General features: G+C 69.9%; 13 protein-coding genes. 4 read left to right on the top strand and 9 right to left on the bottom strand.

Features of this window, described 5'->3' with window-relative positions; genetic code table 11:
• Positions 1–85: 85 nt before the first annotated feature.
• From OG522_RS06645 to OG522_RS06610, 8 genes are all read right to left on the bottom strand, one after another.
• Positions 86–1,333: a nucleotide disphospho-sugar-binding domain-containing protein gene (locus OG522_RS06645; protein ID WP_329462005.1), complete on the bottom strand. Its 1,248-nt coding sequence runs from the start codon at positions 1,331–1,333 to the stop codon at positions 86–88.
• Between the two features lie 96 nt (positions 1,334–1,429).
• The gene (gene rfbB / locus OG522_RS06640; RefSeq protein ID WP_329462004.1) at positions 1,430–2,386 is read right to left on the bottom strand and encodes a dTDP-glucose 4,6-dehydratase; all 957 of its coding nucleotides are present in this window, start codon (positions 2,384–2,386) and stop codon (positions 1,430–1,432) included.
• Positions 2,383–3,450, bottom strand: a complete 1,068-nt coding sequence (locus OG522_RS06635; RefSeq protein ID WP_329462003.1) for a glucose-1-phosphate thymidylyltransferase — start codon at positions 3,448–3,450, stop codon at positions 2,383–2,385. Before OG522_RS06635 ends, rfbB begins: the two co-directional genes overlap by 4 nt.
• Positions 3,451–3,466: 16 nt before the next feature.
• A complete protein-coding gene (locus tag OG522_RS06630) occupies positions 3,467–4,354 on the bottom strand; it encodes an ABC transporter permease (RefSeq protein ID WP_329462002.1) in 888 nt (295 codons plus the stop codon).
• Positions 4,351–5,364, bottom strand: a complete 1,014-nt coding sequence (locus OG522_RS06625) for an ATP-binding cassette domain-containing protein (RefSeq protein WP_329462001.1) — start codon at positions 5,362–5,364, stop codon at positions 4,351–4,353. Before OG522_RS06625 ends, OG522_RS06630 begins: the two co-directional genes overlap by 4 nt.
• A 47-nt stretch (positions 5,365–5,411) precedes the next feature.
• Entirely contained in the window at positions 5,412–6,734 is a 1,323-nt protein-coding gene (locus tag OG522_RS06620) for a cytochrome P450 family protein (RefSeq protein ID WP_329462000.1), read from the bottom strand.
• Positions 6,731–7,984 carry a macrolide family glycosyltransferase gene (locus OG522_RS06615; RefSeq protein WP_329461999.1) on the bottom strand — a complete coding sequence of 418 codons (1,254 nt, stop codon included), beginning with the start codon at positions 7,982–7,984 and terminating at the stop codon, positions 6,731–6,733. Before OG522_RS06615 ends, OG522_RS06620 begins: the two co-directional genes overlap by 4 nt.
• Positions 7,981–9,213, bottom strand: a complete 1,233-nt coding sequence (locus tag OG522_RS06610) for a macrolide family glycosyltransferase (RefSeq protein ID WP_329461998.1) — start codon at positions 9,211–9,213, stop codon at positions 7,981–7,983. The genes OG522_RS06615 and OG522_RS06610 overlap by 4 nt, the downstream gene beginning before the upstream one ends.
• 304 nt (positions 9,214–9,517) lie before the next feature.
• Here OG522_RS06610 and OG522_RS06605 point away from each other — a divergent pair, with 304 nt between their 5' ends.
• The 4 genes from OG522_RS06605 to OG522_RS06590 all read left to right on the top strand — a co-directional run bounded on the left by OG522_RS06605 (position 9,518) and on the right by OG522_RS06590 (position 12,386).
• Complete coding sequence (locus tag OG522_RS06605; protein ID WP_179500251.1) at positions 9,518–9,655, top strand: hypothetical protein; 138 nt, start codon at positions 9,518–9,520, stop codon at positions 9,653–9,655.
• A 70-nt stretch (positions 9,656–9,725) separates the two neighbouring features.
• Positions 9,726–10,391: a flavoprotein gene (locus OG522_RS06600; protein WP_329461997.1), complete on the top strand. Its 666-nt coding sequence runs from the start codon at positions 9,726–9,728 to the stop codon at positions 10,389–10,391.
• 43 nt (positions 10,392–10,434) lie between these two features.
• Positions 10,435–11,595 carry a macrolide family glycosyltransferase gene (locus OG522_RS06595; protein WP_329461996.1) on the top strand — a complete coding sequence of 387 codons (1,161 nt, stop codon included), beginning with the start codon at positions 10,435–10,437 and terminating at the stop codon, positions 11,593–11,595.
• Positions 11,592–12,386 (top strand): NAD-dependent epimerase/dehydratase family protein, encoded by a 795-nt coding sequence (locus OG522_RS06590; RefSeq protein ID WP_329461995.1) that lies wholly within the window; start codon positions 11,592–11,594, stop codon positions 12,384–12,386. The genes OG522_RS06595 and OG522_RS06590 overlap by 4 nt, the downstream gene beginning before the upstream one ends.
• An 878-nt stretch (positions 12,387–13,264) precedes the next feature.
• Here OG522_RS06590 and OG522_RS06585 read toward each other — a convergent pair.
• On the bottom strand, positions 13,265–13,843 hold the full coding sequence (locus tag OG522_RS06585) for a pentapeptide repeat-containing protein (protein ID WP_329461994.1): 579 nt from the start codon (positions 13,841–13,843) through the stop codon (positions 13,265–13,267).
• Between the last annotated feature and the right edge of the window lie 37 nt (positions 13,844–13,880).

Raw genomic sequence — 13,880 nt, 5'->3', positions numbered from 1 at the left:
GGTCGTCCGTCCCGGGACTGCTTTCTTGTCTCCGCCACGGGCCCGCGGGTGGGGCCGGACTACGACTGGAGTGGGGTCCCCCGCCTCAGATCCGCTGGTGGAGGCTGGTCAGCCGCTCCAGCACGGGGACCAGCTCGGAGGGCCCCGGCAGCAGCGCGAGTTCGTCGCGCAGGAACCCGGCCCGCTGGTGGATGCGGTGGTCCGCCAGCAGGGCCGACAGCGCGTCGCGCAGGGTCGTGGGATCACACCGGGCGCGGTCCAGCACGCGTCCCGCGTTCCTGTGCTCGAGGTACCCGGCGGTCCCTTCCTCGTCCCAGAACGGCGTGGGGACCACCAGTTGGGGTACGCCGTGTGCCGCGGCGGAGAACACCGCGCTGCCGCCCCGGTGAACGATCGCGGAGCAGCCCGGGAGCAGCTGGTTGAGCGGAAGCCGGTCCAGCAGGCGTACCCGGCCCGGTACGTCGGAGCCCGGCGCCGCGGGGTCGCCCGTCGAGACCAGCTCCACGTCGAGTTCCGCGAGGGAAGCGAGTACCTCGGAGAGGGATGCTCCGGCTCCCGGCTGCGGCAGCGCACCCGGCTCACCGGTTTCCCATGCCAGGCAGACGCGCGGGCGGACGGGCTTCGAGTGCAGCCAGTCGGGTACGCGGCCGCCTCCGCTGTACGTCGCCCACCGCATGCTCTCGTACCGGACGTCCGGAGCGGGCAGCCGGACTCCGGGGGGCAGGGGGTCGATCGTCCACTGGCCGAGGAGTAGTTCCTCCTCGTAGGTCAGCCCGTACGGTTCGAGCAGCTGCTGCATGACCTCCTCCAGGGGGTCCGGCCAGCTCCCGCCCTGGGCTTGTGCCAGGTACCGCAGGGACCGCTGCCGGAGCCAGGCGACGTTGTCGCGGCCCCACAGCACCCTGGCGTGCGCGGCTCCGCTCAGCCGGGCCGCGACGGCGGCCGGGAGACAGAAGGGGTCCCACAGGACCAGATCGGGGCGCCAGCGCACGGCGATCCCGGTGAGCTCCTCCAGCAGGGGGCGCATACCGGCGAAGACGCGTGTCATCCGGAACCACTTCGGACCCCAGTCGGGGCAGTCAGGGGAGGCGACGGAAAGGTCCCCGCCGGCGTGGCCGAGCAAAGCGGGGTTGTGCCTGAAGTCGGCGAGTTCGCGAAGATCCGTCGATCCGCCGACGGGCACGGCGGCGAGCCCCGCCCGCGTCACCGGCCCCGTGCTGTCGGGGTGGGTGACGATCCGGACCTCGTGCCCCGCGTTCTGCAGCGCCCAGGCGAGCGGTATGACGGGGAGGGTGTGGGATGTCGCAGGGAAGACGGCGAACAGGACGCGCACGGAGAATCCTTCTGGAACTGCGAGCCCTGAACGCGGAGCCCGGCTGCGGTGACTGAGTGGTGGAGGGAGTGGACCGTCGGCGCATGTGCCGTGTCGTCAGCGGTGGGCGGGCGCGGCCGCGTACCAGCCGACGGTCTCGGCCAGGCCTTCCGCGAGGGGGACCAGGGGCCGGTATCCCAGGCGCCGCAGCTTTCCGTCGTCGACGCAGTAGCGGCGGTCGTGTCCCTTGCGGTCCTCGACGGTGCGGACCGCCGTCCAGTTGGCCCCGCAGGCGTCCAGGAGCATCCCGGTCAGCTCGCGGTTGGTCAGCCCGGTGCCGCCCCCGATGTTGTACACCTCGCCGGCGTGGCCGCGATCCAGCACGAGCCGGATGCCACGGCAGTGGTCGGAGACGTGCAGCCAGTCGCGCACGTTCCCGCCGTCGCCGTACAGCGGCACCGTTCCGCCCGCCAGCAGGGTGGTGACGAACAGCGGGATCAGCTTCTCCGGGTGCTGGCGCGGGCCGTAGTTGTTGCTGCAGCGCGTGATCCGCACGTCGAGGCCGTGGGTCCGGGCGTACGAGAGCGCCAGCAGGTCGGCGGAGGCCTTGGTGGCCGCGTAGGGGGAGTTCGGGGAGAGGGGCGATTCCTCGGTCCACGCACCCTGGTCGATGGATCCGTATACCTCGTCGGTGGAGACCTGGAGGAAGCAACCGGCCCCTGCGGCGAGCGCCGCGTCGAGGAGCACGTGCACCCCCGTGACATTGGTGCGGACGAAGGCTCCTGAGTCCGCGATGGAGCGGTCCACGTGGCTCTCGGCGGCGAAGTTGACCACTACGCATCCGGGCTCCATCAGGGAGCGGATGAGCGGGGCGTCGGTGATATCCCCCCGGACGAACCGGAGTCGGGGGTCGCCGGAGAGCGGGGCGAGGTGCGCGGGATCGCCCGCGTAGGTGAGCGCGTCCAGGACGGTGACCGCGAGGTCCGGCGGTGATCCGGGGCCCAGCAGGTCGTCGACGAAGTGCGAGCCGATGAACCCGGCGGCGCCCGTGATGAGGAAGTGCCCGCTGCTCATGAGGAGATCCGTATCTTGCTGTGGTCGCCCAGGACGAAGCGGTGCGACATCGGTACGCGGGGCGCCGGGGCGACCTCGACGTGACAGCCGATGAGTGACGCGTCGATCCGGCGGACGCCGGTGATGGAGGCGTGGTCCAGGACGATCGAGAACTCGATCTCGCTGTCCGTGATCCGGCAGTGCTCGGCGATCGAGGTCGACGGGCCCACGTAGGAGTCGACGACGGACGACCCCGCGCCGATGAGGGCGGGGCCGACGATGCGCGAACCGCGGACTTCGGCGCCCGCGCACACCCTGACCCTGCCGATCAGTTCGCTGTCGGCGCTGACGGTGCCTTCCACGGCCGGCTCCAGGACCTCGAGCACGCACCGGTTCGCCTCAAGCATGTCCGTGACGTTGCCCGTGTCCTTCCAGTAGCCGGTGATCACCGTCGGCCGCACGTCCCGGCCCTGGTCGAGCATCCACTGGAGGGCGTCGGTGATCTCCAGCTCGCCCCGTTCCGAGGGAGCGATGGCGCGGACCGCCTCGTGGACGGCCTGCGTGAAGAGGTACGCGCCGACGACCGCCAGGTCGCTATGGGGCCGCTCCGGCTTCTCCTCCAGGGCAGCAACCCTGCCCGTGTCTGTGAGGGTGGCGACGCCGTAGGCGCCGGGATTCGCGACCCGGGTCAGCATCAGCTGCACGTCCGGGCGGTTCGCGCGGAACTCGTCGACGAGCGAGGTGATCCCGCCCAGGATGAAGTTGTCACCGAGGTAGAGGAGGAAGTCGTCGTCCTCCAGGAACTCGCCGGCGATGAGCACCGCATGGGCGAGCCCCAGCGGCTGGGGCTGCGCTATGTAGGTCACCTTCAGCCCGAAGGCGGAACCGTCACCGACGGCGCGCTCGATCTCGGCGGCCGTCTCACCGACGATGACGCCGACGTCCTTGATCCCGGCGTCGGCTATCGCTTCCAGCCCGTAGTAGAGGACGGGTTTGTTGGCGATGGGGACGAGCTGCTTGGCGGAGGTGTTGGTGATGGGCCGCAGCCGCGTGCCCGAACCACCCGCCAGAACAAGGGCTTTCATGACATCTCTCCAGTGGTCAGTGCTTCGGCGAGCGGTAGGCCGACACGGCGAGGGGACCGAAGACGGCGAGCAGGAGGAACGACCACCCGAGCGTCGCGGCCACCGGGTGCACGATCGGCCACGCCGCGTCGGCGGACGTGCCGACGGGGTTGCCGAAGAGTTCCCGAACCGCGGACACCACCGCGCTCACGGGGTTCCACTCGGCGGCCAGGCGCAGGCCCGCCGGCAGACCATCGGACGGCACGAAGATGTTGGAGACCATCGTCAGCGGGAAGGTCAGCATGCCGATGAGGTCCGTGGCCGACCGGGACGGAAGGACCAGGCCGAGCCACATGCCGAGCCAACTGAATGCGTACCGGGCGAACAGCAGCAGGGCGAGCCCCGCCACGACATGTGTCACGGACGCGCCCGGACGCCAGCCGACCAGGAGCCCGCAACCCGCCATGACCAGGAGGGTGATCAGGCCGCCGAAGCTCTCGGCCAACGACTGCCCGACGGGTACCCCGGTCCTGCTCATCGGCAGGGAGCGGAGTCGGTCGGTGATCCCCTTGTCCCGGTCGTCGGCGACGGCCGAGGCGCTCGCCGCGATGCCGAAGACCGTCATCTGGGCCAGCATCCCAGGGATCAGGAAGTCGACGTACGAGTCGCCTTCCGGGACGCGCATGTTGCTGCCGAGCACGTAGACGAACAGCAGGGTGAAGACGAGCGGGAGCAGCAGGGCCATGACCGCTCGCTCGGGGGCGGCGCGCAGATGGATCAGGTAGCGGCGGGTGATGGTCGCCGCGTCACCGGCGCCCCAACGCAGCTTTGCGAGCAGGGGCTCGGTCCGGCGCGTACGAGCGGGCGGTGCCCCGTCTCCGCTGGTCGTCGCCGGTGCCTCTTGAATGGTCGGTCGGTGGTTCACGCGGCCTTCTCGGTGGTGCCGGGTGCGGCCATCAGGCTGATGAACACCTCGTCCAGCGTCGGACGGCGCAGCGCGAGATCCTCCACCGCGACGCCCGAGGCCTCCAGTTCACTCAGCGCGGCGGTGAGCACGGCGGTGCCGGGACCGGTGGAGCGACCGGCGGCCAGGGTGACCCTGCGCAGCTCGTGGTGGACCTCGACCGGCCCGGCGGCTGTGCGGACCAGGGCCTCGGCGGCGCGTGCCAGCTGATCGGCATGGCGCACGGTGAGGTCGATGTACCCGCGCCCGAGCGAGGACTTGAGGGCTGAGGAGGTGCCCTCGGCGATCACCCGGCCCCCGGTGCCGTCCGGGTTGCCGAGTACGGCGATCCGGTCGGAGAGGTGGTCGGCCTCGTCCAGGTACTGGGAGGTGAGCAGGATGGTGGTGCCGCCCCGGACGAGCTCGCGCACGCTGTCCCAGAGTCCGTACCGGCTCTGCGGGTCGAGGCCGGTCGTCGGCTCGTCGAGGAAGATCACCGCAGGGGGGACCACCAGGCTCACGGCGAGGTCCAGTTTGCGGCGCATGCCGCCGGAGTACGTGCGAACGGCGCGCCCGGCGGCGTCCTGGAGGCCGAACCGCTCCAGGAGTTCCTCGGCGCGACGCCGGACGGCGGGACCGCGCATCCGGTGCAGCCGGGCGAACATCTCCAGGTTCTCGCGGCCGGTGATCAGCTCGTCCACCGAGGCGTACTGGCCGGTCAGCGAGATGGCGGCGCGTACCCGGGCGGGGTCGCGGGTGACATCCAGCCCGGCCACCCGGGCGTGCCCGCCGTTCGGCAGCGACAGCGTCGCCAGGATCCGTACCAGGGTGGTCTTGCCCGCTCCGTTGGGGCCGAGCAGACCGCAGACGGTGCCGGGTGCGACGGTCAGGTCGACGCCGTCCAGGGCGGTCGTCGTCCCGAACAGCTTGCGCAGGCCGCGGACTTCGATCGCCGCCTCGGACGGTCGGCTGCCGGTGGTGTAGGGGAGCACGGATTCCTCTCCTGCCGGATGGGGGTGGTCGGGACGGCGCGGCACGCTCATGCCCGATCTGCCGGGTGCGCGGCCGGGCGGCCGGAGCCGGGCCGCGTCGGTGGCCGGGGCCCGAGACGTACGGGGAGCGTGAGCAGGCTCCGCATGTCACCGATCGGGCGCCACGCCTGCGGCTGGTCCGGGTCGGCGTGCGCGAGGTGCGGATGGCGGCCGAACAGGGTGGTGAGCACCGTCTCCGTCTGCAACCGGGCCAGTGGTGCGCCGAGGCAGAAGTGGATGCCGTGGCCGAAGGCGAGATGGGGGCCGCGCGCTCGGGTGATGTCGAGCCGGTCCGGCCGGGGGAAGACCTCCGGGTCCCGGTTGGCCGCGGCGAGCGCCACGCTCACGATGGCTCCTGCCGGGATGACTACTCCCGCGAGTTCGACGTCCTGCGTCGCGACCCTCAGCGTGGTCCGCGCCAAGGAGGTCTCGTAGCGCAGCAGTTCATCGACCGCCGACGCGGTCAGCTCGGGCCGGCGGCGCAGCAGCGCGAGCTGGTCGGGATGCCGGAGCAGGGTGTCGACGGCGTTGCCCACCATCCCCGTGGTCGTCTCGTGCCCCGCCAGGAGCAATAGGACCAGGAGGCTTATGAGTTCGTCGTCGCCGAGCCCTTGCTCACGCGCCTGGGCCGCCACGAGCGCCGACAGCAGGTCCGGTTGCTCGTCCGCGGGTACGTCGGTGCGTACCCGGGGCCGCTTGGCAGCCACCAGGGCGGCGAACCACCGGTGGAGTCTGCGGGTGCGCTCCGCCGGGCCCGGTGTGGCTCCCGATCCCGTGACCGTGAGCATCCGTGCGGCCCAGGTCAGCAGTGCCCCGCGGTTGCCGTGAGGAACACCAATGAGTTCGCTGATCACCAGGACCGGCAGGGGGAAGGCGAGGGCCGTCATGAGGTCGACGGGTCCGCCGTCCGCCGCCGGGCCCGCGTCCGGCTCCGCCATCGCGTCGAGGAGCTCGTGGGTGAGGCGCTCGACCGCGGGCGCGAGGGCCGCGACCCGGCGCGGAGTGAACGCTCCCGCGACGAGCCGCCGCAGCCGTGTGTGGTCGGGCGGATCGCTGTTCACCAGGGGCAGGAAGAAGCTGCCCGCGCCGGAGACCCCGTACCCGGCGGCGCTCAGGGCGTCCGACGCGCGCTGCGGATCTTTGGAGAACCTGGTGTCGAGCAGCACCGTCCGGGCCTCGTCGTGCCGTGTGACCAGCCAGTACTCGAGCCCCTGGGGGTTGCGCACCCGGCGGGGCCCCGGCGACTGCCGAAGCCGCGCGTAGTGCCTGTGCTGGTCCGCGAGGAAGGACGGGTCGTCGATCCCGGCGGGCGCGGTCGTGGGCCCCGTCACCCGCGGACTTCCTTGGCGGCGGACGCCGGGCCCAGCAGGGATTCGAGGAAGTCCGCGGCGGTGGTTGCGCCGCCTGCGTTGGTGATGTGGTGGCGCATGGTGTGGGTGTTTGTGCGGTAGGTGGGGTCGGTGAGGACGTGGCGGGCGGTGTCGCGGAGGGTTTGGGGGGTGGTCTGGTCGCGGTGGAGGAGTTGGCCGAGGCCGAGTTGGGTGAGGCGGTCGGCGTTGGCGCGTTGTTCGCTCATCTGGGGGATGGCGACCATGGGCACTCCGAAGGAGAGGGCTTCCATGACGCTGCCCATGCCGGCGTGGGTGATGAAGAGGTCTGCTTGTCGCAGGATCTGGAGCTGGGGTACGTGGGGGCGTATGTCGATGTGGTCGGGGACGTTGGTGAGGGTGGTGGGGGTGATCTGGTTGCCGACGGCCATGACGATGTCCCAGGGGAGTTCGGCGAAGGCGTCGATGCACGTCTGGAAGAAGGCGGCGTTGTCGTTGTGGATGGTGCCGAGGGAGACCAGGACCAGGGGGCGCTCGCCCGTCGCGTCACTCCCGCGAACCCACCCGCCCTCGGAGGCCCGTCGCGCGAGGCAGGGGCCCGCGAAGTGGACGTCCTCCCCGAACGTCTCGCCCTTGAACTGGAACGCGCGCGGTACGAAGACGAGGGCTGGGCCCGACTCGCTGCCGGTCATCAGGGCTTTCGGGCTCAGGGGAACCTTCAGCCGGTCCAGGAGGTTCGCGATGCCGTGGAACACGCGCACGATCTCGGGGTCGAGCGGATCGACGTCTGTCTGGTGAGCGGCGAGGGACCACTCGGAACTCGCGGCGAAGGTGGTCCGGTACGGCACGGCGGGAATGCCGCGGCGCGCCGCGATCAGCCGTGCCGCCCACCCGGACGGATCGTCGTACACCACCAGATCGGGACGGTCCGCGGCGAAGGCGCGATCCAGCGGGGCGAGGGCGGCCAGCGTCTCGCGCAGCAGGTCCCGCAGGACCACGGCGAGGTCGCCGCTGCCGAAGCGGTCGGCGCGGTCCACCGCGCTGTCCCTGGCGGGCAGGCCGTCCATGGTCGACTCGTACCGCACTGGCACCGCTCCGGCCTCGGCGACCACGGGCGCGAAACGGTCGGTCGTCGCGAAGCTGACCCGGTGACCGCGCGCGGTCAGCTCTTCCACGACTCCGAGGGCCGGATTCACGTGTCCGTGCCCCGGCAGCGCGAAGAACGCGATGTGTGCCGTGCCGACGCCGTTCACCGCTGCCCCCGCGCGTCCGTGAGCAGCGCCTCCACGACGTCCGCGGCGGTGGTTGCGCCGCCTGCGTTGGTGATGTGGTGGCGCATGGTGTGGGTGTTTGTGCGGTAGGTGGGGTCGGTGAGGACGTGGCGGGCGGTGTCGCGGAGGGTTTGGGGGGTGGTCTGGTCGCGGTGGAGGAGTTGGCCGAGGCCGAGTTGGGTGAGGCGGTCGGCGTTGGCGCGTTGTTCGCTCATCTGGGGGATGGCGACCATGGGCACTCCGAAGGAGAGGGCTTCCATGACGCTGCCCATGCCGGCGTGGGTGATGAAGAGGTCTGCTTGTCGCAGGATCTGGAGCTGGGGTACGTGGGGGCGTATGTCGATGTGGTCGGGGACGTTGGTGAGGGTGGTGGGGGTGATCTGGTTGCCGACGGCCATGACGATGTCCCAGGGGAGTTCGGCGAAGGCGTCGATGCACGTCTGGAAGAAGGCGGCGTTGTCGTTGTGGATGGTGCCGAGGGAGACCAGGACCAGGGGGCGCTCGCCCGTCGCGTCACTCCCGCGAACCCACTCGCCGTCGAACTGGCGCTCCGACCAGCACGGCCCGACGAAGTGGACGTCCTCCCCGAACGTCTCGCCCTTGAACTGGAACGCGCGCGGAATGTAGACCAGGGCTGGGCCCGACTCGCTGCTCCCGAAGAACTCTTGGGCGGAGTACCCCACTCCGATGTCCGCCAGCATCGCGCCGATCTCCCCGTACACGGCGTTGAGCCCCGGGTGACCGGGCTCGAACTCCGCGTACTCGCCGTCCGAGCCGAGGGACCAGTGCTCGTTCGCCGCCAGCGTGGGGATGCTGCGCACGGCGGGTATCCCCCAGTTCTCCGCGAGGAGCCGGCCCGTCCAACCGGAGAGACCGTCATAGATCAGGACGTCGGGACGGTCGTCGGCGAAGGCCCGTCGCAACTGCGGGTAGAGCGCCGCGGTCTCCTGCACCAGGCCGCGGAGGACCTGGACGAAGTCGCCCGTCGTGAAACGGTCGTTGTTCTCCAGGTCCGTCATGGTGGACCGGAACGCGCCCATCACGGACTCGTAGGGAACGAGCGTGGCACCGGCCTTCTCGACCTCGGCGCCCTGGCTCGTGGTCACCGCGTAGCTGACGCGGTGACCACGAGCCACGAGTTCCGCGACGATTCCCGCCGTCGGATTGACATGGCCGGTGCCAGGAATATTGAAGAAGGCGATATGGGACATCGAGCCACCGCTTTTCCAGACGGGCAGAAATGTGATCGGAAGCGCACCGTAGCAAACAGCCCCGCCCGTCCGGTACATGACGGGGGGCAAAAACAGGAATTCGCCGGTGGATGAGGCCGCACCTCGAACCCGAGTGTGAGATGAGGTGGCCGGCTCATACCGGCAGGGTGGCTGGAAAACCAGTTGGCGGGCGGAAGAATTCGACGACGTCCCTCCGACACGATGGCGTCGGCCGTTCGGTTCCGTGGCGGTCCTGCTGGTTCTTCGGACCGGCAGAATTAATTCACTATTCAAGGAGGCTCCCATGCCTGTCGCCGAGCTGCTCGCCGATGACCTTCTCGAGCTGGACGCCCTGACCGAGGACGACCTCCTCGTTGAGGCCGACGACAAGGAAGCCCAGGCTGTCCTGTGTGCTTGCTGCTGCTCCTGGTGCGGTTGCTGAGCATCGGTCTGATGGACGTCTCCCGGGAGGCATCGGCCTCCCGGGAGGTGCAACGAGGTCGGAGTGCGACATGGCAAATGAAGAAAACTGGGGAATGCCCTCGATGAAGGTTCCCTCCGTCGGGATGAAGCGACTTCTCCTGATCGGAACAGGATCGTCCAATGTCGCGTTCCTGCCTCTCTGGGTGAACTGGTTTCAGGTCAGTTACCCAGACGTGGAAATGCGCATTGTTCTCACTCGGTCCGCACAGCGGTTCGTGACGCGTGAAGGACTTTCTGTCCTGACTAATCGACTTGTGTTCGAGGATTCCTGGTCCGAAGAGCCGCAGTCGCGCAAACTCCATGTGGAGTTGGCCGCCTGGCCGGACGCAATCGCCGTCTATCCGGCCGGAATGCATTTCATCGCGCGACTGGCGCAAGGCCTCGCGGACACCCCCGCGACCATGGCGCTCCAGTGCACGCAGGCCCCCATCGCACTCGCCGCGGCGCTGCCGCCCGGCGGCTGGGAGAGCGCCGCGATGCGCGATCACCGGGCCCGGCTGGCGGACCGTGAGAACGTCGTGCTCCAGCCGCCGGTCACCGGGCTCAGCATGACGACGGGCCGTAACGACGGGAACCAGCCCGCGACGCTCCCCACCCTCCTGCGGAGTCTCGAAGAGCTGCGCGCACGACGCGCCGCGGGGCACGAGCGGCCGCGAGAGGACGCCGGGGCGGTGAGCGGTGACGGCGTGGCCTGACGAGCGCGCGGCGGCCGGGCGCCAACCGGGCGGTGACCGGCACGTGGCGATCGTCACTGCCGCTGCCCACAGCCACATCAGCCCGCTCCTGGGCACGGTCTCCGAGCTGGTGCGCCGGGGCGTTCGGGTCAGCTACGCCACCACGGAGCGGTTCGCACCGCTCGTGGAGGCGGCGGGGGCCACGGCCGTGGTCTTCCGGTCGTCGCTGCCCTCGGACCCGGCCCATTGGCCGACCGACGTCCGGCGGTTGCCGCTCCTCTACCTCGCCGACGCCCGGGCGGTACTGCCCGTTCTGGAAGCGCACTTCGGCGGCGACCGCCCCGATCTCGTCCTCACCGAGGATCCGGCGGGCGCCGGGAGCGTGCTCGCTGCGAAGTGGGGCATCCCGTCGATGCAGGTGTGGACATACCTCGCCACCCGCCGGCACTGGTCCCTCGCCGCACCGGATGCGCCCGGCGCCAACCCCGTCGCCGGGGAGTTCCTGTCCGGGCTCGCCTCGTTCCTGACCGAAGAGGGCATCCGGACCGAGGCGAGGGCACACCTGGACGCGGCCCTCGCGGGAGGGCTCGTCCTGGTCCCGCGCTCCTTCCAGCCGGGCGGTGACGGCTTCGGCGAGTCGTACACCTTCGCTGGGCCGGCCCTCCCGCCCGCACCGGACTCCTCGCGGTGGGCACCGCCCGCGGATGGTGCCCCGGTCGCACTGGTCACCCTGGGCTCCCTCGACCACGGCCACCCGGAGTTCTTCGCCACTGCGGCGGAGGCGTTCGCCGGTCTCGACTGGCACCTGGTTATGGCGATCGGCGACCGCACCGACCCCGCCGCGCTCTCCCCGCTGCCCCCGAACGTGGAAGCGCACCGCTGGGTTCCGCTGCGAGCCGTCATGGCGCACGCCTCGTTGGTCATCCACCACGGGGGAATGGCCACGACGATGGAGAGCCTGCACCACGGCGTGCCGTCTCTGGTCGTTCCGCGGCTCCGGGAGCAGGCCGACACCGCCAGGCGGGTGCGGGAGCTCGGGCTCGGCACGGCGATCCCCCTCCGGTCGGTTACGGCCGATCTCCTGCGCAGGTCCGTGCTCGCCGTGCATGCCCATGGCGGCGTACGCCGCCGGGTGCGCGCGATGCGCGACGAGATCCGGAGCCTAAGCGGAGCGGGGGCCGCGGCCGACGCCGTCGTACGGCGGCTCTTGTCGGCGGCAGGATGAGGGAAGTCATCGGCCGGGGTTTCCTCGCGGAGTACCTCCGTCAGCACCTCCCCTCAGACGTGTCGGCGACCATCCTGGCCGCCGGCGTCTCGGACACCTCGGAGACATCACCGGAGCGGTTCCGCCGCGAGGCCGCGATGGTGTCCGAGACCGCAGCGCGGTGCAGAGAGAGTGGTCGGCTGCTGGTGTTCCTCTCCTCTGCGGCCACCGGGCTCTATGGAAGGGAGGGTGAGGGCCGTGAAGACTCCCGGGTGGCTCCTGTCTCCCCGTACGGGCAGCACAAGTTGGCCATGGAGCGGCTCGTGGCCAACTCCGGGGCGCACTGGCTGACGCTCAGGCTCAGCCACGTTGTCGGCCCGCGCCAAAACCCGGCGCAGTTGTTCCCCTCCCTTGTCCGCCAGGTCCACTCGGGCACAGTCATGGTGCACCGTGGGGCCCGCCGAGACTTGATGGGCGTGCATCATTTCGCCACGGTCCTCGACCGGTTGCTCGCTCTGGGTGTGCGCGACCGTACGGTCAATGTGGCTTCCGGGGTGGCTTTTCCTGTCGACCAGATCGTCACGGCCCTTGAGACGGAGATGGGCCGATCCGCGAACCGGACCTTTCTGGATGTGCCGCCCGAGACCCTGTGCATCTCCAACCAGCGCATGTGGGCTCTAGTCCCCGAAGTAGCCGATTTCGGGTTCGGCCCCCGATACCTGGACAGCTTGGTCAGACGCTACGCGGGACGCCAGGCGGGTGAGTACGTTGAGAACTCCCCACACGGACATGGTGACTGGGGGGACACGTAGCGGCCAGAGCGAGGCGCGTAGGCGGAGTTGGGCCAGGGCGCCCGCTGGGGCGGATATGCCGGTCCGGCGGTGTCTGCAGGCTGCCTTGTCCAACGAGGCAGGGAGGGCCGCTGCGAGCCAGCGTCGCGCTTCCGTACACAGTGCCCATGGAGCACACCACTCACGCCGGGAAGCCCGGTTCACAAGTCCCTGACCTGTGGCTCTCCTTCACCAGCTCCGGCTCGAGCTGTTCCGTAGGACGCAACATGTGGAGTGAGTTGCCATCCTCGAACCGGCGGCAAAGGGCTCCTGACCTGCAGTTTTGTGCGTGCGCATTATGTGCGGTGTGGGCGTTACGGGCGATATCCCGGACTCAAGCCCTCGTTCAAGGCTCGATGACAGGCACTCAAGATGGAACACAGTCGCGAAGTGCTCAGCGCGCTGGGGCAGGCCGATGGCCTGGCTCGCTGGGTCCCCATCCGTAGTCGTGGGGCTGCCCGCCCCGCCATTCCATCATCGGGGAATCACTGTCCACCAATGCCTCAGCCAGCTCCAAGCCAGTCCGGCGGAGCAGTTCAATGAGCTCTCGGTCGTCATAGGCGATACCGACGATCTGGTTCCGCACGACGACGCGCCGCCCACCCGTACCCAGCGGAGGGTGCACCACGATCGGGGAGCCCATGCGTCCAGGATGCGGCGCTCCCACCGCTGTTGCACGCCGAGTCCTTCCAGAGGGCACAAGCGAAAGCTAGCCAGACGTAGCGAGCTCCGACCGCACTGTCCTCGGTGTGTTAGCCCCGAAGCCCCTGGACTTTGCTGGGCCGGCTTCCCCGCTTCGTTGCCCGTTGGAGCCGGGCCCCGCCGTGAAAGTCGCGGAATCCGGGAGGGGCACGCCCGCCCTACTGCTGCGGGCTGCCCGGAGCGATCACTTCAACCCGCCCACCCCGCTCACCGATCCACGCCTCGAGCTCCGCGCCGGCCAGCTCTCGGGAGGATTCGCCACTGAAGAGCGTGATCGGCCCGAAAACGGTGCCTGTCAGGCCACGCACCACCGTAGCGTCGTCGACTTTGACCCTGAAGCTGTTGTGGAACAAGACTGCGTCGGTCAGGTCCGCTCCCCTAAGATCGACGCGGAAGAGCGAAGCCCCCATGATCCTTGTTCCTCTGAAGCTCGCTCCCGACGCATCGACCCCGTGCAGCGAGGCCTTGACCATGTCGGCGCCGTCGAGCCGCGCCGAACGGAGCACAGCCTCGTCAAGATTCGCCCTGACGAGGTCCGCGCCGGTGAGATCCGCACCGGTGAGATCCGCTGACTGAAGGTCGGCGCGGTAGAAACTCGCTCCCTCTAGCCGCACACCCGCCAAGACCGCCTGGGTGAACCACGAGCTCGTGAAGTCTCCGCCCGACAGGTCCGCACCTCGGAAGTCGTGCTCGATACCGAAAAGGCTGGAACCCTCCTCAGTCAACCATTCCTGCAACTGGCGCGTCGCCTCAGAGTCAGTCGGGAGCGTCTTC

Source organism: Streptomyces sp. NBC_01431, from assembly GCF_036231355.1.
Classification (GTDB): Bacteria; Actinomycetota; Actinomycetes; order Streptomycetales; family Streptomycetaceae; genus Streptomyces.
The sequence above is the reverse complement of the archived record's forward strand: the minus strand, read 5'-3'. Positions and strand labels throughout refer to the sequence as shown.